Origin of the sequence: Mariniflexile gromovii, from assembly GCF_017814435.1 — a bacterium.
In the GTDB taxonomy this organism is placed as follows: Bacteria; Bacteroidota; Bacteroidia; order Flavobacteriales; family Flavobacteriaceae; genus Mariniflexile; species Mariniflexile gromovii.
In genome coordinates, this window is sequence record NZ_JAGJCB010000019.1 from 18,792 (window position 1) to 41,131 (window position 22,340).

Annotated in this window: 23 protein-coding genes; 22 read left to right on the top strand and 1 reads right to left on the bottom strand. The window is 33.0% G+C overall.

The genetic code is table 11. The features are described 5' to 3' along the window. Nucleotide 1 precedes the first annotated feature (1 nt). The 22 genes from J8H85_RS15560 to J8H85_RS15665 all read left to right on the top strand — a co-directional run bounded on the left by J8H85_RS15560 (nt 2) and on the right by J8H85_RS15665 (nt 21,692). A complete protein-coding gene (locus tag J8H85_RS15560) occupies nt 2–745 on the top strand; it encodes an ABC transporter ATP-binding protein (protein WP_209656144.1) in 744 nt (247 codons plus the stop codon). Beyond that, nucleotides 738–2,006 carry an ABC transporter permease gene (locus J8H85_RS15565; RefSeq protein WP_209656146.1) on the top strand — a complete coding sequence of 423 codons (1,269 nt, stop codon included), beginning with the start codon at nt 738–740 and terminating at the stop codon, nt 2,004–2,006. Before J8H85_RS15560 ends, J8H85_RS15565 begins: the two co-directional genes overlap by 8 nt. Then, complete coding sequence (locus J8H85_RS15570) at nt 1,984–2,436, top strand: acyl-CoA thioesterase (protein ID WP_209656148.1); 453 nt, start codon at nt 1,984–1,986, stop codon at nt 2,434–2,436. Before J8H85_RS15565 ends, J8H85_RS15570 begins: the two co-directional genes overlap by 23 nt. After that, nucleotides 2,429–3,574 carry a beta-ketoacyl-[acyl-carrier-protein] synthase family protein gene (locus J8H85_RS15575; RefSeq protein WP_209656149.1) on the top strand — a complete coding sequence of 382 codons (1,146 nt, stop codon included), beginning with the start codon at nt 2,429–2,431 and terminating at the stop codon, nt 3,572–3,574. Before J8H85_RS15570 ends, J8H85_RS15575 begins: the two co-directional genes overlap by 8 nt. Nucleotides 3,575–3,576: 2 nt before the next feature. Continuing rightward, nucleotides 3,577–4,197 carry a 3-oxoacyl-ACP synthase gene (locus tag J8H85_RS15580; protein ID WP_209656150.1) on the top strand — a complete coding sequence of 207 codons (621 nt, stop codon included), beginning with the start codon at nt 3,577–3,579 and terminating at the stop codon, nt 4,195–4,197. A 1-nt stretch (nt 4,198) separates the two neighbouring features. Next, on the top strand, nt 4,199–4,456 hold the full coding sequence (locus J8H85_RS15585; RefSeq protein ID WP_209656151.1) for a phosphopantetheine-binding protein: 258 nt from the start codon (nt 4,199–4,201) through the stop codon (nt 4,454–4,456). Between the two features lie 25 nt (nt 4,457–4,481). After that, a complete protein-coding gene (locus J8H85_RS15590; protein ID WP_209656152.1) occupies nt 4,482–5,684 on the top strand; it encodes a beta-ketoacyl-[acyl-carrier-protein] synthase family protein in 1,203 nt (400 codons plus the stop codon). After that, nucleotides 5,684–6,751 carry a beta-ketoacyl synthase N-terminal-like domain-containing protein gene (locus J8H85_RS15595; protein ID WP_209656153.1) on the top strand — a complete coding sequence of 356 codons (1,068 nt, stop codon included), beginning with the start codon at nt 5,684–5,686 and terminating at the stop codon, nt 6,749–6,751. The genes J8H85_RS15590 and J8H85_RS15595 overlap by 1 nt, the downstream gene beginning before the upstream one ends. Then, on the top strand, nt 6,745–7,521 hold the full coding sequence (locus J8H85_RS15600) for a polysaccharide deacetylase family protein (RefSeq protein WP_317195019.1): 777 nt from the start codon (nt 6,745–6,747) through the stop codon (nt 7,519–7,521). Before J8H85_RS15595 ends, J8H85_RS15600 begins: the two co-directional genes overlap by 7 nt. Beyond that, on the top strand, nt 7,514–8,134 hold the full coding sequence (locus tag J8H85_RS15605) for a LolA family protein (RefSeq protein WP_245243835.1): 621 nt from the start codon (nt 7,514–7,516) through the stop codon (nt 8,132–8,134). The genes J8H85_RS15600 and J8H85_RS15605 overlap by 8 nt, the downstream gene beginning before the upstream one ends. Continuing rightward, entirely contained in the window at nt 8,112–8,717 is a 606-nt protein-coding gene (locus J8H85_RS15610) for a hypothetical protein (protein WP_209656154.1), read from the top strand. Before J8H85_RS15605 ends, J8H85_RS15610 begins: the two co-directional genes overlap by 23 nt. Nucleotides 8,718–8,719: 2 nt before the next feature. Continuing rightward, a complete protein-coding gene (locus tag J8H85_RS15615) occupies nt 8,720–9,349 on the top strand; it encodes a porin family protein (RefSeq protein WP_209656155.1) in 630 nt (209 codons plus the stop codon). A 5-nt stretch (nt 9,350–9,354) separates the two neighbouring features. Further along, nucleotides 9,355–9,948, top strand: a complete 594-nt coding sequence (locus J8H85_RS15620) for a porin family protein (protein ID WP_209656157.1) — start codon at nt 9,355–9,357, stop codon at nt 9,946–9,948. Between the two features lies 1 nt (nt 9,949). After that, nucleotides 9,950–10,315 (top strand): 3-hydroxyacyl-ACP dehydratase, encoded by a 366-nt coding sequence (locus J8H85_RS15625; RefSeq protein WP_209656159.1) that lies wholly within the window; start codon nt 9,950–9,952, stop codon nt 10,313–10,315. Between the two features lie 5 nt (nt 10,316–10,320). Further along, nucleotides 10,321–10,818 carry a hypothetical protein gene (locus J8H85_RS15630; RefSeq protein ID WP_209656161.1) on the top strand — a complete coding sequence of 166 codons (498 nt, stop codon included), beginning with the start codon at nt 10,321–10,323 and terminating at the stop codon, nt 10,816–10,818. Nucleotides 10,819–10,834: 16 nt separating this feature from the next. Further along, on the top strand, nt 10,835–12,031 hold the full coding sequence (locus J8H85_RS15635) for a DUF2062 domain-containing protein (RefSeq protein WP_209656163.1): 1,197 nt from the start codon (nt 10,835–10,837) through the stop codon (nt 12,029–12,031). Then, nucleotides 12,024–15,713 carry an MMPL family transporter gene (locus J8H85_RS15640; protein WP_209656165.1) on the top strand — a complete coding sequence of 1,230 codons (3,690 nt, stop codon included), beginning with the start codon at nt 12,024–12,026 and terminating at the stop codon, nt 15,711–15,713. Before J8H85_RS15635 ends, J8H85_RS15640 begins: the two co-directional genes overlap by 8 nt. 4 nt (nt 15,714–15,717) lie before the next feature. Then, entirely contained in the window at nt 15,718–17,253 is a 1,536-nt protein-coding gene (locus tag J8H85_RS15645; RefSeq protein WP_209656166.1) for a phytoene desaturase family protein, read from the top strand. Nucleotides 17,254–17,264: 11 nt separating this feature from the next. Then, nucleotides 17,265–18,143 (top strand): cupin-like domain-containing protein, encoded by an 879-nt coding sequence (locus tag J8H85_RS15650; protein ID WP_209656168.1) that lies wholly within the window; start codon nt 17,265–17,267, stop codon nt 18,141–18,143. Beyond that, a complete protein-coding gene (locus J8H85_RS15655) occupies nt 18,143–19,819 on the top strand; it encodes a C45 family autoproteolytic acyltransferase/hydolase (protein ID WP_209656170.1) in 1,677 nt (558 codons plus the stop codon). Before J8H85_RS15650 ends, J8H85_RS15655 begins: the two co-directional genes overlap by 1 nt. Beyond that, nucleotides 19,816–21,108 (top strand): phenylacetate--CoA ligase family protein, encoded by a 1,293-nt coding sequence (locus J8H85_RS15660; protein WP_209656172.1) that lies wholly within the window; start codon nt 19,816–19,818, stop codon nt 21,106–21,108. Before J8H85_RS15655 ends, J8H85_RS15660 begins: the two co-directional genes overlap by 4 nt. A gap of 386 nt (nt 21,109–21,494) precedes the next feature. After that, nucleotides 21,495–21,692, top strand: coding sequence for a PID-CTERM protein-sorting domain-containing protein (locus tag J8H85_RS15665; protein ID WP_209656174.1), 198 nt, complete (start codon nt 21,495–21,497; stop codon nt 21,690–21,692). Here J8H85_RS15665 and J8H85_RS15670 read toward each other — a convergent pair whose 3' ends face one another. After that, on the bottom strand, nt 21,693–22,289 hold the full coding sequence (locus tag J8H85_RS15670) for a riboflavin synthase (RefSeq protein WP_209656176.1): 597 nt from the start codon (nt 22,287–22,289) through the stop codon (nt 21,693–21,695). Nucleotides 22,290–22,340 lie beyond the last annotated feature (51 nt).

The following is a 22,340-nucleotide window of genomic DNA, read 5'->3' on the forward strand; positions in this document are numbered from 1 at the left end:
TATGATTCAAATTGAGCAGATTTCTAAAAAATATAAGACTGCAGAAAATTATTCTGTGTCTAATTTAGACTTGTTCATTGCTGAGCATGAAATTTTCGGACTCTTAGGGCCCAATGGTGCTGGAAAAACAACGCTTCTTTCTATCCTATGCTCACTTATTAAACCAACATCGGGCTCTTTTACCATCAACGGTTTAAATTATAAAAGCCATAAAAATGAGTTAAAACAACTTATTGGTATTGTACCGCAAGAATACGCCTTGTATCCAACGTTAACTGCTTTCGAAAATTTGAAATATTTTGGAAGCATGTATGGTTTAAAAGGAAAAAATCTCGATATAAAAATAAATGCTGCTTTGGATCATTTGGGCTTACTTGCTTTTGCTAATAAAAACATTGAAACCTTTTCTGGCGGTATGAAGCGACGGGTTAATTTAATAGCCAGCATTTTACACGAACCCAAAGTACTGTTTTTAGATGAACCAACCGTTGGCGTAGATGTTCAATCAAAAAACGTAATTATTGAATTTCTCCAGGATTTAAATAAAGAAGGAACCACCATTATTTACACGTCACACCACTTAAATGAAGCCGAATTGTTTTGCACTAAAGTGGCCATTATAGATCACGGTAAACTTATCGTTAAAGGAGAACCTAAAGAACTTATTAGTAAACACCAAGGCGCTCATAATTTAGAAGAAGTGTTTTTAAGTTTAACGGGTAAAGGCTTAAGGGATTATGCATAAACTTTGGGCCTCTACATACAAAGAGTTTTTATTGCTAAGCAGGGATATTGGTGGTATTGCCATTTTATTTATAATGCCTTTGGTTCTTATTGTTACCATAACGCTCATTCAAGATAGTACGTTTAAAACCGTTAGTGATGTTAAAATACCAATTTTATTAGTAGATAACGATAAAGGAAATGTGTCAGAAAATATTCAAAAAAGCTTAGCGGATTCTGATGCTTTTGAAGTGATTATTAAAGGCAGTGAAGTGGAGGCTAAAAACCTTGTATTTACAGGAAAGTATCAATTAGCCATTATCATTCCTGAAAAACTGTCTGTCGATTTAGAACGTAAAGTGAATGAAAATGTAGAAGGTATCATGTCTAAATTTGATTTAGATGCTACCAATCAATCCACAGAAAAAACCATCATTCCCAAAAAAGAAGTAAAATTGTATTTTGATCCTGCAACGCAACAATCTTTTAAAACTTCAGTAAAAAACGGCATTGATAAAATAATTTCAAGCATAGAAACCCAATCCATTTATAAAGCGTTTCAAGAACAAATTTCAGACGATCCATCAGAAACTGTTTTTGAAACTGGAAATTTCATCAGCTTCAAGGAAATTATGCCTAAAAATAAAGATAAGGACATGATTCCCAATTCTGTACAACATAACGTTCCAGCTTGGACCTTGTTTGCCATCTTTTTTATTATTGTACCGTTATCCATTAATGTCGTGAAGGAAAAAAGCCAGGGCACGTTTGTGCGTTTGCGTACCAACCCCGTATCCTACGCAACCGTTTTGGGTGGGAAAACCTTGGTTTATTTGTGCGTTTGCATCATTCAATTTGTTTTAATGCTTCTTGTTGGAGTGTATTTTTTTCCTGCTATTGGGTTGCCAACTTTAGATGTTTCTGGGCGCTTACCTTTACTGTTTATAGTGGCTGTTTTTGCTGGTTTAGCAGCTATTGGTTTGGGCTTATTGTTAGGAACTATTGCTAAAACACAAGAACAATCGGCCCCTTTTGGTGCTACTTTTGTAGTAATATTAGCCGCTATGGGTGGTGTTTGGGTGCCGGTTTTTATTATGCCAAAGTTTATGCAAACTTTATCAAATATTTCACCAATGAATTGGGGGTTAAATGCTTTTTACGATGTATTTTTACGAAACACAGGACTTATAGAAATACTTCCAGAAATTGGTTTACTATTTTTATTTTTTATTGTTACCACATTAATTGCAATTGTTTATAATGAAAAGAAAAATGCCGTCTAAACAAAAACAGATTGAACACATTACCCAAGTACGGGTGCGTTTTGTAGAAACAGATCCTTTGGGCATTGTTTGGCACGGAAACTACATCCAATACTTTGAAGACGGCAGGGAGTCTTTTGGTAGAAAGCACGGAATATCTTATTTAGACCAAAAAGAACATGGTTACGCAACACCCATTGTAAAATCGAGTACAGACCACAAACACCCATTGCGTTATGGCGATGTGGCTACAGTAAAAACCATTTATATGGATAGTCCTGCTGCTAAAATGATTTTTCATTACGAAATTTACAATCAAAACGACCAATTGGTCTGTACAGGGGAAACCGTTCAAGTGTTTGTAGACAATATAGGCAATGGAGATTTGTCGCTTAATATTCCTGAGTTTTTTATACAATGGAAAAAAAACGTGGGCTTATTGGATGAGTAAAATTTATGTATCACATAACAACATCATCTCATCGTTAGGATTTGATAGCGAATCTGTTGTAAATAATATTCACAACGAAATTTCGGGTTTGCAAGTTATTGAAGACCATTCTATATTGCCTGAAGCTTTTTGCGCATCATTAATTTCTACTGAAATATTACAAAACAATTTTAAAGCTTTAAAGCCTAAAAGTGATTATACACGTTTAGAGCAAATGATGATAACATCATTACAAAAAGTAATTAAAGCTTCAAATATTGAATTAAATGAGCGCGTTGGCTTGATTATTTCAACAACTAAAGGAAATATTGATACGTTAGATGTTCATAATCCTTTTCCAGAAAACAGAGCGTATTTAAGTGAATTAGGCAATCAAATTAAAAACTTTTTTAAGTTTAAAAATGATGCCATTATGGTATCCAACGCCTGCATTTCGGGTGTTTTATCGGTAGCTATCGCAAAACGTTATATCAATCAAGGTATTTATGACCATGTGTTTATTACCAGCGGCGATATTATAACCGAGTTTATTTTATCTGGTTTTAATTCCTTTCAAGCTTTAAGTAGTTTTCCTTGTAAACCTTATGATGAAAACCGAACGGGTATTAATATTGGCGAAGTTATAGCAAGCGCTTTGGTAACAAATAGCAACAAAAATTTAGCGGATGAAGCTGTTTGCATTTTAGGAGAAGGTTCTTGTAATGATGCCAATCATATTTCGGGTCCTTCAAGAACAGGAGAAGGCTTGTTTAGAAGTATGAATTCGGCGTTTACTCAAGCGAACATGACTTCTAAAGAGGTCGATTATATCTCTGCACATGGCACGGCAACACCTTTTAATGATGAAATGGAAGCCATCGCGTTTAATCGCATGAATTTAAGCCATGTGCCACTTAACAGTTTAAAAGGTTATTTCGGGCATAGTTTAGGGGCATCGGGCTTAGTAGAAACCATCGTTGGGATGCATTCCTTAAAAAACAATACGCTTTATAAATCCTTAGGTTTTGAAACATTGGGTGTAACACAACCCATTAATGTTATAACCAAAACAACTGAAAAGCCATTACAAACTTTTTTAAAAACCGCCTCTGGTTTTGGAGGGTGTAATGCAGCTGTTTTATTTCAAAAAATCAATTAATAATGAATCAACCATATTACATAAAATCTTCTTGTAGTATAAAGAACAGTCAAGTGTCCTTAAATGGTTCAATTGTGTTTAAAAATGAAACCGATTCTTTTTCAGAATTTATAAAAGCAGCATATAAACAGCAAAACACAAATTATCCAAAGTTTTTTAAAATGGATAATTTGAGTAAATTGGCTTTTTTAACTGCTGATATTCTATTAAAAAATGAAAACCTAAACCCAGAGGAAACGAATGATATTGCTATGGTGTTTTCTAACAAAGCATCCAGTTTAGATACCGATAGAAAGCATCAAGATTCCATTCAAAACAAAGAAAATTACTATCCCAGTCCAGCCATTTTTGTATATACCCTACCCAATATTTGCATTGGCGAGATAAGTATAAAATATAAACTGTATTCTGAAAATAGTTTTTTTATCTTTAACGGCTTTAATGCATCGCATTTGTGTAGCTATACAAAAAGTCTAATTTCAAGCAACAAAGCAACTCAAGTTCTTTGTGGTTGGGTAGAATTTGATGACGAAGACAATTACGAAGCCTTTATATATTTAGTTGCCAAAGAAGGCACTATAAAACACAGTGAAGAAGACATTTTAACATTATACAATTCATAATATGGAAGCTTTAAAACAAGAATTAAAAAAGAATATTATCGAGCAAATAAACCTTGAAGATATGACTGTTGAAGACATTGCTAATGAAGATTTACTTTTTGGTGGTGGTTTAGGTTTAGACTCTATTGATGCGCTAGAACTTATTGTGATGCTTGATAAAAATTACGGAATTAGGCTTACAGACCCGAAAGAAGGAAGAGCCATTTTTGAATCTATAAATACCATGGCTGCTTACGTGGCAGAACATAGAACAAAGTAAATTCTTTTTCTACTTAAAAATTTATATGGGTAAAGGTGTTGCTATAACTGGGATGGGGATTATTTCTGCTATTGGAAACAATGTAGCAGAAAACTACCAGTCGCTTATTGAAGGCAAAAAGGGAATTACTAGAGTTTCAAAAATTAAAACAAACCATGTAAATGATATTATGGTTGGGGAAATAGCTTTTACCAATCAAGAATTAGAGCAGCAATTAGGCTTATCTTCAAATAATAATTATTCTAGAACCGCATTGCTAGGTGCCATAGCAGCAAAACAAGCTATTAAAAATGCCGGAATTATAGACATTCATGCTTATAGAACAGGTTTGGTTTCAGCTACCAGCGTAGGAGGTATGGACATGACAGAGCGCTATTATTATGATTATTTAGAAAATAAGGAGACCCAAAAATACATAGAAGGCCATCATGCAGGCGATTCTACCCAAAAAATAGCCGAACAATTAGGGATAGAGCAAAGTTTTGTAACTACCATTAGTACCGCTTGTTCTTCAGCAGCAAATGCCATTATGTTAGGCGCCCGATTAATAAAATCAGGGCAATTGGACCGTGTGATTGTTGGTGGAACCGATTGTTTATCAAAGTTTACGATCAACGGATTTAAAACATTAATGATATTATCGGATACCTATAACGCTCCTTTTGATGAAAACAGAAAAGGGTTGAATTTAGGTGAAGCTGCCGCTTTTTTGGTTTTAGAATCTGATGCAGTAGTAAAAGCTGAAAACAAAGAGGTTTTGGGGTATGTAAAAGGCTATGCTAATGCCAATGATGCCTTTCATCAAACAGCATCTTCAGATCATGGCGATGGCGCTACTTTTGCAATGGAAAAAGCCTTAAAAGTAGCAAACTATGCACCCCAGGATATCGATTATATTAATGCACATGGAACTGCCACAGGGAATAACGATTTATCTGAAGGTAGGGCCATCATACGCGTTTTTGGTAATGATGTGCCAGATTTTAGTTCAACCAAAGCTTACACAGGGCATACGTTGGCCGCTGCAGGCGCCATAGAAGCTGTATATTCCGTATTGGCGCTGCAACACAATGTGGTGTACCCTAATTTGAACTTTAAAACCCAGATGAAAGAATTCAGTATCAAACCACAACTGAACATAAAAGAAAAACCGTTAAAAAACGTCATGTCCAATTCATTCGGTTTTGGCGGGAATTGTTCAACAGTTATATTCTCTAAAGAACAATAATGAATAGGAACGTATACATTAATGGTATTGGCTCAATTTCAGCTCAAAAAACATTTGAAAACAATGAGTTTTTAAATGAATTTGTCGATCATGAAGCACAAGTAATTAGTGTTGTTAACCCAAATTATAAAGATTATATTCCACCTGCTGCGGCAAGACGTATGGCAAGCGGTATAAAAATGAGTGTGGTAGCTTCAAAAATAGCTTTGCAAGAAGCTGGTTTAGAGCAAGTAGATGCTATTATTACAGGAACGGGCATGGGCTGTGTTCGTGATTCTGAAAAATTTGTAAGTGCCATTATTGATGATGATGAGCAGTATCTTACACCAACATCGTTCATACAATCTACACATAATACCGTTGGAGGGCAAATTGCTTTAGAACTGCAATGCAAAGGCTATAATTTTACCTATGTGCATGCTAGCAATTCTTTTGAATCTGCTCTGATAGATGCAAAACTTCAATTGGAATTAGGTGAAGAACACACCATTTTGGTGGGCGGTGTTGATGAGTTGGGTGAACATACCACAGCGCTTCACAAAATTATCAATCATATTAAACCAGAAATTGTCAAAGCCTCCCAGTTATTGCAATCTAAAACAGAAGGTGCTGTGTTTGGTGAAGGTGCTAATTTTTTCGTACTTTCTAATGAAAAACAACCATCAACCTATGCAGAAGTACTTTCGGTAAAAATATATAATACCTTACCAAAAGCTGAAGTAGCTCAAGCAGCAATTCAATTTCTTAAATCGAATAATTTAGAAGTTGAAGATATTGATTTAGTTGTATTAGGGAATAATGGTGATGTTAAATTTGATTCTTTTTATGATGAACTGATTTCCAAAGTTTTTAACAATACACAGCAGGTTTATTACAAACATTTGTGCGGGGAGTTTAATACAGCTTCTTCGTTTGGCTTTTGGTTGGCATCAAAAATATTAAAAACCCAAATACTTCCAGACTGTGTTAAGCTTAACCATGTAAATTCTTCAGCTTTCAAAACCGTTTTATTATACAACCAGTATCGTGGAGAAAACCATAGTTTCACCTTACTAAAACAGTGTTGAATTTTAAATCTGTAAACATCATTGCGGGTCTAACCATCATGATCTTATTGATTGGTTACAGCGTTTATAACGTTTCACTTTGGCTTGTTTTTATGGTGTTTATTATTTGGTTGTTTTTAACCGTGTCGGGGTCTGCTTTTATTGGCTGGAATTATCATTTGAAGTCGTTAAATTCAAATCCTAAAACACCACATAATCACGTAGCCATTACGTTTGATGATGGCCCCAATCCAGAGTTTACTCCTAAAGTTCTAAGTCTGTTAAAGACACATCATGCCAAAGCGACCTTTTTTTGTATTGGCAAGCACATTGAATTATTTCCAGACATTTTCAAAAGTATTATAGAAAATGGTCACACCGTTGGTAATCACACTTATTCCCACGATCATGCGTTTGGTTTTTTTAGCACAGAAAAAGTAATTTCAGAATTACAGCAAACAAATGCGATTATAAAACAGCAAACAGGATTAGGTATAAAACTTTACAGACCAGCTTTTGGGGTAACCAATCCTAGTATAAAACGTGCTTTAAAAGTCACCAAATTACAATCGATTGGATGGAGCAAACGATCTTTAGACACTACTAATTTAAGTGAAAAAAAGATTTTGAAAAGGATAACTAAAAACCTAAAAAGGGGCGATGTTATCTTACTTCATGATACCAGTGAAAAAACGGTGATTGTTTTGGAACAGTTATTGTTATTTTTACAAAAACAAAATATGGAGTCTGTTACTATAGACACTTTATTTAATATGAAAGCTTATGCGTAATAATTTACTTTATACAGTATTTTTCTTGGTTGTGGCAGCTCAAGCACAAACCAAAATGACAGATTCTGAAGCTTCCCATTTAAAAAATCAAGTTAAAAAACTAGCAACTTCTACTAAAACCATCACGAGTGATTTTGTGCAATACAAACATTTGGATTTTTTAGATAACGATATTGAAACGTCTGGAAAACTGGCCTTTAAAGCACCAAATTTAATAAAATGGGCCTATTTAGAACCTTTTAAATATGCGGTGTTGTTTAAAGGAGAAACGCTTTATATTAATGATGAAGGTAAAAAAAGCAACATCGATATTGGAAGTAATAAAATGTTTAAACAACTCAACAATCTTATTGTTAGCAGTGTAAAAGGCGATATGTTTGATGATACAAAATTCAATATACAGTATTTTAAAACATCAAAAAACAGGGTGGTTTATTTTAGTCCGAAAGATGAAAAATTTGCCAAATACATTAAAACGTTTCACATTACATTTAATGAAAACGGCGATGTTACTGAGGTAAAAATGATTGAATCAACAGGTGATTATACCAAAATTGTATTTACAAACAAAGTGCTAAATAAAACCATTGATGAAGCCTTTTTTACTAATTAGCGTTTGCACCTTCCTATTAAGTTGTGGATCTTATCCTAAAAAGAACAACTTCAAAAGCCTAGAGAATTTTGGAGCTATTGTGAATCCTTATTTCGCAAATTCAAATCAAGATTATGTTTACAAAGCCCAAATAGAAGTTTACAATCACAATTTTGGTGGTTTATTTATTATGAAGAAAATAGCTGCGGAACAACATCGAATCGTTTTTACTACAGAAATGGGAAACACCCTTTTTGATTTTTCTTTTAACCACGGAGACTTTAAGGTAAATTACATTCTGGATGATCTCAATAAAAAAATACTCATCAATATTCTTAAAAAGGATTTTAAAACACTCATCACCGAAAAATTGGAGCCAATAGAAACCTATAAGTTAGATAGTGAAACAGTTAAAAAGGCATCTTTAGATAATAAAACGTATTATTACTTTGAAAATCCTGAAACCTATAAAATAATAAGAGTAAATAACGCCAAAGAAAAAGTAAGGTTTTTATTTACAGAAATTAATAATAATATTGCAAAAAGAATTGATATTGTACATTCAAATATAAAGCTAAAAATCACCCTTAAATCTATCAATTGATTATGAAAAAATTAACGTTCGCTCTTGTATGTGTTTTATTTACAACAGTAGTATTTTCGCAAGTAAAAGTGCGTCCAGGAGTAAAATTGGGGGCAAACTTTTCAAACCTTACCAATGTAGATTATAACAAAAGAAAACTAGGTTTGGATGCTGGTATATTTGTAAATGTGCATCTAACCAGTTTTTATGAGTTGCAGGTTGAAACTTCCTATTCAAATCAAGGGACTACTTATAGAATAGGGAATCTTTATTATTCAGACGATCCTTACTATGTTAACAGGCAAGATCTTGATTTTGATTTAGAGTATGTGAGTTTAGGAATTGCCAATAAATTTTTTCCTGCCCACAACAATGGTTTCAACATCATTGTGGGGCCATCGCTCGATATTTTGGTTTCAGAAAATGATTATGATACTTACATGCCTATAGATTTTTCATTATTTGGAGGTGTGGGCTATGAATTTCCTTATGGATTATCTGTTGAAATTAGATACAAGCAAGGGTTGTTGGACATAAGACAAGATTATTACGACGAGTACAACGATGGTTATTATTACAATGATGATGAAAATTATTTTAGAGATGCTGTTTTAAATGGTGTTATTCAATTAGGTGTTGCTTATAAATTTTAATATATATGAAAAATAGTATTCTTGTTTTCGTAATTGGTTTTTTAAGTTTTTCGACCTTTTCACAATCTAAAACATCTTTTGGTTTTAGAAGCGGTGTTAATATAGCGAATCTCTCAAACACAAATTTGGAAACCAAAACTGGTTTGTATCTTGGTGCTTTAGTGAACATAAAAATTTCCGAATTATACACGCTGCAACCGGAGTTAGGATATTCCAATCAAGGTGCAGATGCAAAAAACACCATGGATGAAAATGTTGTTATTCACTATATATCAGTATCGGTAGCCAACAAGTTTTTTGTAAAAGATTCTCCTTTTCATTTTATAATTGCTCCTGGCTTTGATTTCGATAGCGATGATTCACTTATAGGATTGGCTAATAGAAATGAAGGCAATGATGTTACTTTTATAGATTTAAATATTGGCTTAGGAATTGGTATTGACTTTAAAAACGGATTGGGTATAGAAGCAAGATACAAACGTGGTTTGGTAGATGTTTTCTCTGGTGATTGGCATAGTTTTGATTCCCAACAATATGAAGATGAAAACCAGTTTAATACTGTTTTTCAATTAGGAATGTATTATAAATTTAAGTTTTAATATGCAATTAAAAGACTTTTACAGTTTAAACGATCTAGCGGTTACAGAAAATTTGGCAACAGCTCATATTACCATAAACAAGGACCATGATATTTTTAAGGGGCATTTTCCTGGTAATCCTGTAACACCGGGTGTTTGCATGATGCAGATTATTAAAGAGCTAACAGAAGAAGTTGTGGGCAAAAAATTAATGATGCAATCCTCAAGCAACATTAAATTTATGGCCATTATCAATCCTGAAAAAACACCAAATTTAGAGTTGAGTTTGGAAATAACAAAAACAGACGAAGGTTACAGAGTAAAAAACATCACCACTTTTGAAGATATTGTGGCATTAAAATTGACCAGTAATTTTACAGAAAAGTAAGTGATATGAAGTTTTTGGGATTATTTATGATTGTTTTTTTTATAAGCGTTCAAACAATGGATTTGGATACGGTAAGACAATCCTATAAAGAAGCCGCCCAAGACCATTCAAAAATTGAAACATTTTACAATATGGTTTCAAAAGTCACAAAAAGCGATATAATAGAATTGGTTGCCTATAAAGGTGCTGCCATAGCATTAAAAGCAAGAGGTGCTGCAACGATAAAAGAAAAAAAAGAGGGTTTTGTTAATGCTGTTTCACTTGTGGAGTTTGCTGTTGAAAAAGACCCCTCTAACATAGAAATACGTTTTATTAGAATAAGTATTCAAGAAAACACACCAAAGCTTTTAAAATATAAAGACGCTATTGAAGCAGACAAACACTTTATATTAAACCAATTCAAAACTATAAAAGCAGGTTTGTTGAAAAACCTGATCAAAGACTATATTTCACAATCTAAAGTCTTCACTAATGAAGAAAAATCAGTAATTTTGGCGTATTGAATTAAACACTTTTTAAGTGAATAAAGAACCAATTACACTAAAGATAGACCAACTAAAAGTATGTGTATTAATTCCAACATACAATAATGAGCGTACTTTAAAACGCGTTGTTGAAGGGGTTTTACAATATACCACACATGTTATTGTAATTAATGATGGTTCTACCGATTCGACCACTCAAATTCTTAAAAATTATTCACAACTTGAACAAATTCATGTCCCCAAAAATAAAGGCAAAGGGAATGCATTACGTGTTGGTTTTAAAAAAGCGATAGCCCTAGGGTATCATTACGCCATCACTATAGATTCAGACGGACAACATTTTCCCAAGGATATCCCCGTTTTTATTGACGCCCTTGAGAAAGCTGAAAATAAAAATCTCCTGCTAATTGGTGCTCGAAACATGAGTCAGGAAGGAGTGCCCGGTAAAAGTAGTTTTGGCAATAAATTCTCTAACTTTTGGTTTTGGTTTGAAACAGGAATAAAACTTACTGATACCCAATCTGGGTTTAGATTATACCCTTTAAAAACCCTAGAAAAACTTAAGTTTTATACCAATAAGTTTGAATTTGAAATAGAAGTTATTGTTAAAGCAGCCTGGAATGATGTAGAAGTGAAAAATGTACCTATTGCAGTTTTATACGACACCAATGAACGGGTATCGCACTTTAGGCCTTTTAAAGATTTTACAAGAATCAGTATTCTAAATACATGTTTGGTTTTTTTAACTATCGTTTACATTAAGCCCCGTGAAATATACAGAAAATTAAAAAAAAAAGGCATTAAGCGTTTTTTTGTTGAAGACTTTTTGGGTAGCGATGATTCGTCCAGTAAAAAGGCATTATCTATTGCCTTAGGGGTTTTTATTGGTCTGTCTCCTTTTTGGGGGTTTCATACCCTAATCGTTATTTTTTCGGCTATTTTTCTTAAGTTGAATAAAGCCATAGCCTTTACATTTTCAAACGTGAGTTTGCCACCTTTTATTCCGTTTGTTTTATATGCAAGTTCTAAAATGGGACAGTTTGTTTTGGGTTTAGATTATGAATATACTTTAGAAACCTTTGAAAATAATTTTGATATTGCCGAACATTTAAAAACCTATATTATAGGTAGCTTTTCGCTTGCTATTTTATCTGCTTCTATTTGTGGCGTTTTAGGTTTTATATTCTTTTCATTTTTTGAAAAAAAGAAAATAACGCTTCAAAATGGATAAGTTATTTTATAATATATATAAGCGTATTCATTCAAATAAAATTTTAAGCTTATGTGTATTGTTGGCCACAATAGTAGGGCTAGGTTTTTTGGCTTACCATCTTGAATTTGAAGAAGATATTACAAAACTAATTCCACAAACCCAAGAATCTTCAGAAGCACAAAAAGTATTAAAGCAAGTTAATTTTGCAGATAAAATTATTGTCAATATCCAACGTCAGGATCAGGGAACTGCTGATGATTTAATTACATATGCAGAAGCATTCATTGATAGTATTTCAAAATCCTCAGGGCAATATATAAAACAAATTCAAGGGCGTGTTGAAGACGACGATGTTTTAAATACCCTCGATTTTACATATAATAATTTGCCCCTTTTCCTTAATGAAAACGATTACCAAACTATAACCAATAAGTTATATAAAGACAGTATCCAATCAATAACAAGCAACAATTACAAAACGCTTGTTTCGCCTTCAGGTTTTGTAGCTAAAGACATTATTTTAAAAGACCCCTTGGGGTTGTCGTTTATAGGTTTAAAAAAGCTTCAAGAACTTAATATTGGTGATGATTTTACCTTATATAATAACTTTATTTTAAGTAGAGACAGAAATCATGTGTTGCTATTTATTACGCCAACATATAATTCAAATGAAACGGATAAAAACACCCTATTTGCAAATAATTTATATAAACTGCAGGAAGCATTAAACAGTGAGTTTACAAATAAAGCATCCTGTGAATATTTTGGAGGAACGCTTATAGCGGTAGCTAATGCCAACCAAATAAAGGCAGATATTCAAATTACAGTAAGTATTGCCATGAGCATTTTGTTGCTTATCCTTATTTTCTTTTATAAAAGGGTTAGCATTTCAATTATTTTATTCATTCCTACCGTATTTGGCGCTTTAGTGGCTATGGCCTTATTGTTTTTAATTCGCACAAAAATATCGGCGATATCTTTGGGTATTGGATCTGTTTTGTTGGGTGTTACTTTAGATTATGCTTTGCATATACTCACGCATATTAGAAGCAATAATAATATAAAGGCATTGTATAAGGAAATTACAAAGCCGGTTTTAATGAGTAGCTTAACAACCGCTTTGGCATTTTTGTGTTTATTGTTTATTGAGTCGCAAGCACTTCAAGATTTGGGAATATTCGCAGCTGTAAGTGTGTTAAGCGCTTCCGTTTTTGCTTTGGTTTTTATTCCACAAGTTTATAAATTACAGGTAAAAGCAAGTACTAAAAAAACGGTTATAGATGCTTTGGCATCCTATCCTTTTCATAAAAAAAAATGGGCTATTATTGGGGTGGTTTTAGTTTTTGTGGTTAGTATTTTCACTTATAATAAAGTTACTTTTAATAACGATTTAAACACGTTAAATTTTGAACCTAAAGCACTTTTAGATGCCCAAAAACGATTGGATGCATTAACCAACTTATCTTCTAAATCTGTTTATATTGCTGCGTATGGCGATTCCGATGAAGACGCATTACTTGTAAATGATGCTATTTTTTCAAAGCTTAAAAACCTTCAAACTCAAGATAAAATCCTCAGATTTAGCTCTATAGGTTCGTTGATTCATTCAAAAGATGTTCAAACAAAAAAAATACAGTTTTGGGATGCGTTTTGGTCTTCAGAAAAAATAGAAAAAACAAAAACCAATCTTATTGAAAGCGGAAATGCTTTGGGTTTTAAACCTTCCACCTTCAACCGTTTTTATGAGCATTTACATACTGCTTTCAAGCCACTTTCAGTTGCAGATTACACCCATTTAAAAACAATAGCTTCTGAAGATTTCATCACCTCAAAAGAAAATTTCACTACCATAACAACGTTGGTTAAAGTGCAAGATGAAAATGCACAACAGCTGGTAGATGCATTTAAAAATTTTAAACAAACAGTTGTTATTGATAGAAAACAAATGAATGAAACCTTTTTGGGAAATCTTAAAACCGATTTTAACCGATTGGTTCTATATTCTTCAATAGTAGTGTTTTTATTATTATTGCTGTTTTATAGAAGTTTCTCTTTAACCTTGGTAACAGCCATTCCTATTGGCTTAACTTGGATGGTTACCATTGGTGTTATGGGTTTATTTGGAATTCAGTTTAATATATTCAATATTATTATTTCTACGTTTATTTTTGGGCTGGGTATCGATTACAGTATTTTTATTACCAACGCATTATTGCACGAATACCAAACGGGTGAAAAAACATTACCAACCCATAAAACATCTATCATTCTTTCTGTTGTCACAACTATTTTAGGTGTTGGTGTTCTTATTTTTGCGAAGCATCCAGCGTTACACTCCATCGCATCAGTATCTATTATTGGAATTTTGTCTGCCTTGGCTATCTCTTTTACTCTGCAGCCCTTGTTGTTTAAGTTGTTTATTGGCAGTAAAACAAAACGCCCCATTACGTTGCGTTTATTGCTGCATTCCGTTTTTTCTTTTGGTTATTATGGCATTGGGGGCTTTTTGTTGTCATTGTTTAGTGTTACCATCATACCACTTATCCCATTGTCTAAAAAAATAAAGATGATGTGGTTTCACAAAGTGCTTTCAAAATTTATCAAGTCCGTTTTATACACCAATCCTTTTGTGGCTAAGCGCATCATAAACTTGAATAATGAAAACTTTAAGAAGCAAGCGGTAATTATTTCAAATCACACATCATTCTTGGATATTTTAGCGATAGGCATGTTGCATCCAAAAATTATTTTTTTAGTGAATGATTGGGTTTACAATTCTCCAGTTTTTGGAAAAGCCGTTAGAATGGCAGGATTTTATCCGGTATCTAGTGGTATTGAAAACGGTTTGTCCCATTTGCAGAAAAAAGTAGATCAAGGTTATTCTTTAATGGCATTTCCAGAAGGCACACGCTCTACCACTAATAAAATTAAACGCTTTCATAAGGGTGCATTTTATTTGGCAGAACAATTTAAGCTGGATATGGTTCCGGTGCTTATTCATGGTAATTCTGAAGTAAACCCTAAAGGAAGTTTTATTATTAAAGATGGCAGCATCACATTAAAAATTCTAGATAGAATTAAAGCAAATGACACTAATTTTGGTGAAAATTACACACAAAGAGCCAAAAAAATTGGGGCTTATTTTAGAAATGAATTCAGAGTTTTAAGAAATAACATTGAGGATGCTGGCTATTTTCATAAAATTATATTGGAAGATTTTAGGTATAAAGGCGATGCCGTATATGAAAACGTAAAGCAGGATCTTAAAACCCATAAAGATGCATATAAAAAAATCATAGATGTTTTAGGCAAAAATGAAACCATCCTTCATGTATCTAAAGATAAGGGACAGTTAGATTTTTTAATGGCTTTAGATAGTAGCGACCGCAAAATATTCACTTATTTGGATGACGAACACAATAATACTATATTGAGACATAGTTTTATAACCAACCGTCAACAAAATATAAAGATTTTTAACACTCTTGATGAGGTTTTAAGTCAAAATGCCAACGCAATTATTGTTAATTTTGAGACACTCAATTCAAATAAATTGGAAACGATATTAATGCATTCTTATAATCTTTTAATTTTTATAAAAGAAAGTAAAGCTTTTATATCAAGCGTGAATACCTTAAATTTTGATACTGTTTTTGAAAATGAAACTATGATTATATTAAAACCAATACCTCAAATTTAAAACCATGCAGAAGCATTACGACGTAGTAATTATAGGAAGTGGTTTGGCTGGATTAGTGTCTGCCATTATTTTAGCTAAAGAAGGTAAAAGTGTTTGTGTACTTGAGAAAAACAACCAGTATGGAGGTAATTTACAAACCTTTGTAAGAAACAAAACCATTTTTGATACTGGCGTACATTACATTGGTGGTTTAAGTAAAGGGCAAAACCTATATGAATATTTTAAGTATATAGGTATTATGGAACAACTTAATTTTCATAAAATGGATGAAGATGGGTTTGATATCATTTCCTTTGATAATGACCCTAAAGAATATAAACACGCCCAAGGATATGAAAATTTCATTAAAAACTTATTGATAGACTTTCCAGGTGAAGAGAAAGGCATCAGAATGTATTGTGATAATTTAAGAGAAACCTGCAAAAAGTTTCCTTTATATTCTCTTGAAAAGGGGAACGCATATTACGATGATATGGAAATTTTTCAACTTCCAGCAAAAGAGTTTATCAATTCCTTTACCAATAACAAAAAATTACAAGCAGTATTAGCAGGTACAAATTACTTATATGCGGGAGACCATAATAGAACCCCTTTTTATGTTCATGCTTTATCTACCAATTCCTATATTGAAAGTTCTTACCGTTGTATAAATGGTGGAAGCCAAATCACTAAGATTCTTATTAAAACCCTTAAAGCTCTAGGGGGCGAAACCTATAACCATAATGAAGTTGTAGAATTTGGATTTGAAAACGACCTAATTACTTCTGCCATTACCAAAAAAGGAAAAGAGGTTAAGGGCGATTTATTTATTTCAAATATTGAACCTAAATTTACAGTAAAAATGATTGGCGAAGACAGGTTTAGAAAACCCTTCGTTAATCGTATTGAAAAAATAGAAAGTACCATTGCCGCTTTTACGTTATATATTGTTTTAAAACCGAACATGTTTAAGTATCAAAACAAGAATTTCTATCATTTTAAAGATGTAGATAAGGTTTGGAGTTCTCAAGATTACACTCAGGAAAGTTGGCCAGAAGGCTATATGATGTCTATGGGCATCAAGAAAAATTCAAATGGTTATGGCGATAATATTGCGGTAATGACCTATATGCGTTACGATGAAGTGTTGCCTTGGGAAAACACACATAATACAGTGGCAAACAAAAATGAACGCGGGCAAACCTATGAGGAATTTAAAACTGAAAAGGCCGAAATTTTAATTGATGAATTAGAAAAAAAGTTCCCGAATATAAGAGATTGTATAGCGTCTTATTACACGTCTACTCCGCTCTCCTATCGAGATTATATTGGTAGTAACCGTGGGTCCATTTATGGCTATGTAAAGGATGTTAACAAACCTATGCACTCCCACCTTTCTCCTAGAACAAGAATTAAAAATCTGTATTTAACAGGGCAAAGCCTTAATATGCATGGTATTTTAGGCGTTACAATTAGTGCCGTTATAACCTGTTCTGAAATACTTGGAAAAGATTATTTACTAGATAAAATTTTAGATTTCAAAAAGCAAGATGTTGATTAAATAGAAGCAATATGGGGCAATTCAAATTAACAGCAGTAAAGCGTGAAGCCAATATCACAAAAGCAGATTTTATAGAGAACTATTATAAACCCCAACAACCTGTGTTGATTGAAAACCTTACCAAAGATTGGGAGGCGTACACTAAATGGAATTTAGATTACATTCAGTCTTTGGCAGGCGATCAAGTAGTTCCGTTATATAACAATCAAGTAACTAAAGGCAAACAAAAATCGGCAGAACCAGCAACCGAAATGAAGTTGTTTGACTATATAGAAATCTTAAAAACCAAACCTACCGATTTGCGTATTTTCTTTTATGATGTTATGAAAAAAATGCCGGTTTTAGCTAAAGATTTTAAGTATCCAGATATCGGTTTAAAATTCTTTAAACGGCTACCTGTTTTGTTTTTTGGTAGTAAAGGCTCGCAAGTGTTAGCTCATTTTGATATGGATTTGGCAGATTTGTTGCATGTTCATTTTCATGGCACCAAACGTGTCCTGTTGTTTTCACCCGAGCAAACTAAATTCTTATATAAAATACCTTTTGCTGTCCATAATTTGGAAGACATAGATATGGCAAATCCAGATTTTGAAAAATACCCTGCTTTAAAACAGGTTAAAGGCATTGAGGTATATATGAAACATGGCGATGCCCTATACATGCCTAGTGGCTATTGGCACTTTGTTGAGTACTTAGACGGTGGTTTTTCCATGACACTAAGAGCCTTTACCAAAAAACCATTAACGGCAATAAATATGTTGTACAATTTGTTTTTTATGCGCCATTTTGAAAATATCATGCGAAAATGGAAGGGTCAAAAATGGATAGATTATAAAAATGAATGGGCTGTTAAAAACACAAGTAATACACTAAAAAATTTAGAGCAGTAATGAATAATGCTTCGTCAATATATAAGCGCAACATATATATAGTGGTGCTTTTTTTAATATTGACGTCTTGTGGTATTTCAAAATCTATACACCATATACCGGATATTAGTATTTATGATGCTGCCATTTCAGCACGTACCTCCATCAACGATTCTACATTTATTGCCGGAAAAAATAGTCTATATAAAAACAAACAGGGTACTTGGGAGCTTTATGTAGAGGGAAATCCATATCAACTCGGGTTGAATGAAGGGTTATTAACCCAGGAACTATTCAAAACACAGGAGCATGCTTTTTTAAGTAAGGTGGATGAGATGGTTCCTTCTAAATTTAAGCAATATCTACTCAGAAAACTGTTAGCGTTTTACAATCGTAAAATGTATTTAAATATTCCCGATGCGTACAAAGCAGAAATCTATGGACTTTCAAAATATGCTTCCAATGATTATAAACATATTGCCGATAATTATTTGAGAGTCTTATATCTTCATGGAGCACACGATATTGGGCATGCGTTTCAAGACCTAGCACTGGTAGGTTGCACATCGTTTGCTGTTTGGGGAAATAAAACGGAAGATGGGCAATTGCTTATTGGGCGTAATTTTGATTTTTATGCAGGAGATGATTTTGCCAAAAATAAAATCATTGCTTTTGTAAATCCTACCGAGGGTTACAAATTTATGTCGGTTACATGGGCGGGCATGGTTGGAGTGGTTTCCGGTATGAACGAACAGGGCTTAACAGTAAGTATTAACGCGGGAAAATCGAAAGTTCCGTTGATAGCTAAAACACCTATTTCCATATTAACGCGCGAAATTTTACAATTTGCTTCTACTATCGATGAGGCCATTGCTATCGCAAAAAAGCGTCAAGTTTTTGTATCTGAATCCATTTTTATTGGAAGCGCCAAAGATAAAAAAGCGATTACTATTGAGGTGTCTCCACAAAATTTTGGAGTTTATGAGGTTGAAAATACCACGCAATTAATTTGTTCCAATCATTTTCAAAGTAGCGCTTATGCAGAAGATAAAAACAACATAAAGCATATTGCCGAAAGCCATTCACAATATAGATACCAGCGTATGGAAGCGCTTTTAAATGATACTGAAAAACTGACCGTTAAAGAAGCCGTAGCTATTTTAAGAAATAAAGAAGGGGTTGATAATAAGGCTATTGGACACGGAAATGAGAAGGCATTAAACCAACTTAGGGCACACCATGGCATTGTTTTTAAACCCGAAGAACGCTTGGTTTGGGTCTCGTCTAACCCCTATCAATTAGGCGAATTTGTGGCTTATAGTTTGGACGCTGTTTTTGATAGTTCGTCAACAAAATTAAACCTGTCTAAACCAGAGTTAACCATAGAAGCTGATCCTTTTTTATACACACAAACCTACAAAGATTATGAAGCCTATCGAGTGTTAAACAGAACGCTTCTAAACGCTATTGATAATGATGAGAATATACCACCATCTGTTATATCTGAGTATCAAAAACTGAATCCTGAGTTTTGGGAGGTTTATTATTTTATTGGTAAATATTATTACGAAAAAGGCTATTATATGGCGGCTTTAAATACCTTTGAAAAAGCAAAAACAAAAGAGGTTACAACAATTCCTGATCAACAGAACATAGAAAAGTATATTAAAAAACTAAAAAGGAAGTTAAACAAATGATTCCTAAAATAGAACAAGCATCTATCCAAGATATTAAGGCGTTTCAAGAAGAAAAGCTGTCAGAATTATTAATGTATCTCAATGAAAATTCAGCCTATTATAAACGTGTTTTTTTAGAATATAATATTGATGTAAATACGATTAAGTCTTTGGAAGATTTGGTTAAAATTCCAACAACCACCAAAGATCAACTACAGCAGTTTAATGATGACTTTTTATGTGTTCCGAAAAATAAAATCATAGATTATGTTACCACTTCGGGCACTTTAGGAAACCCGGTAACCTTTGCTTTAACCGATAACGATTTAGAGCGACTTGCTTATAACGAAGCTATTTCATTTGCTTGTGCAGGTGTTAGTGAAAACGATGTTTTACAATTAATGACTACTATCGACAGACGTTTTATGGCAGGTTTGGCTTATTTTCTTGGTGTACGAAAGTTGGGTGCTGGCATTATAAGGGTTGGCGCAGGTATTCCTGAGCTGCAATGGGATTCTATTTTAAAGTTTAAACCTACCTATTTAATTGTAGTACCTTCATTTTTACTAAAATTAATAGAATACGCTGAACAAAATGATATAGATGTTAACACTTCAGGAATAAAAGGTGCTATTTGTATAGGAGAATCTTTAAGGGAACAAGATTTTTCAATGAACGTGTTATCTAAAAAAATAAAAGAAAAGTGGGATATTGAATTGTACTCAACGTATGCATCAACAGAAATGGAAACAGCATTTACTGAATGTAGCGAAAAACAAGGAGGGCACCAGCATCCTGAATTAATAATTGTAGAAATTTTAGATGAAAATAACAACCCTGTTAATGAAGGCGAAGAAGGTGAATTGGTCATTACAACCTTAGGTGTTGAGGCTATGCCTTTACTACGTTTTAAAACGGGTGATATTTTAAAAACCCATACAACTCCCTGTACATGTGGTAGAAATACAATGAGACTTGGACCCATTGTTGGCAGAAAAAAACACATGATAAAGTATAAGGGCACCACACTATATCCCCCTGCTTTGAACAATGTATTAAATGATTTTATTGAGGTTGAAAATTTTGTTATCGAAATTTACCAAAATACGATTGGTACAGATGGCATTAGATTAAAAATAGCTACTTCTGTAAATCCTAGCGAAGAATTAAAACAAAATATCAAGGATCATTTTAGAGCCAAATTGAGAGTGTCTCCAGAAATTGAATTTCATGATAAAAAAATAATCGAAAAACTTCAATTTCCAAAAATGAGCAGAAAACCTATGGTAGTAATAGATTTGAGAATTTGATAAAATTTCCCTTTTAATTGGATGCCTAAAAAAGAAGAAGATAAAAATTGTTATATAAAAAAGTATAATTAATAATAACAACAAAATTAGCTTGTATAATGGCACGCTATAAACTCCTTTAAAAAACAAGTATCCATTTAAAAAGCCACATAAATCCACATCTTTTCTGTACTATTTTCTATATATTTGCTTGGTTAATAAAAAAAAGAAGTATTATTTTATTTCAAATCAGATACTTTTTTTATCATAGTATCGTTTTTAATGCTAAAATAAAGTAATTTAAATAGGTGTATTTCGTCGATAATTTTTACACTTAAAAGAGATTTATAGTGCTCTATATGATGTATTTATTTTGTTCGCTTATTTTTTTTTATACTTTTGCCCCAATGATAATACAAAACAAAAGAATAATTGCCTCAATCTTATTTGTATTAATAAGTTTTGTATGCACAGCCCAAGCTGGGCCACCACCACCGATGGCGCCGCCACCAAGTGGTTTGCCTATTGACGGCGGTGTATTAATAGGTGTTTGTGTTGGGTTGTTTTATGGCGCTAAAAAACTCTTGCTTAACAAAGGCAGATAGTTAATTATCAGTTCTCAGGTCTAAAAGTCTAGACACATATTTTCCTAAAACATCAAACTCTAAATTTACTACGGTTCCTTCTTTAAAGGTGTTAAAATTCGTGTGGTTATAGGTATAGGGTATAATGGCAACGCTAAAACTATCTTTTTTAGAGTTCACCACCGTTAAACTCGTTCCATTTATAGTTACTGAGCCTTTTTCAATTGTAATGTTATTCAGCGATGCATCATAACTAAACGTAAATATCCAACTTCCATTGGCTTCTTTAATATCTGTGCAAATGGCTGTTTGATCTACATGACCCTGAACGATGTGTCCATCAAGTCTATCGCCTAATTTCATTGCACGTTCCAAATTCACTTGGTTACCAATCTCTAGTAAGCCTAAATTGGTTTTGTTTAAGGTTTCTTTTATAGCGGTAACGGTATATTCGTGCTCATTAATACTCACAACAGTTAAGCAAACGCCGTTATGCGCCACACTTTGGTCTATTTTCAATTCAGGGGTAATAGTACTTTTTACAGTGATGTGAAGATTGTCTAATTCGGTTTTTAGATTTGAAATGGTTCCAATATCTTCAATTATTCCAGTAAACATAATTTTGTTTGTTTATTTAACTAAATTTGCGTTTCCAAATGAATTTCTAAA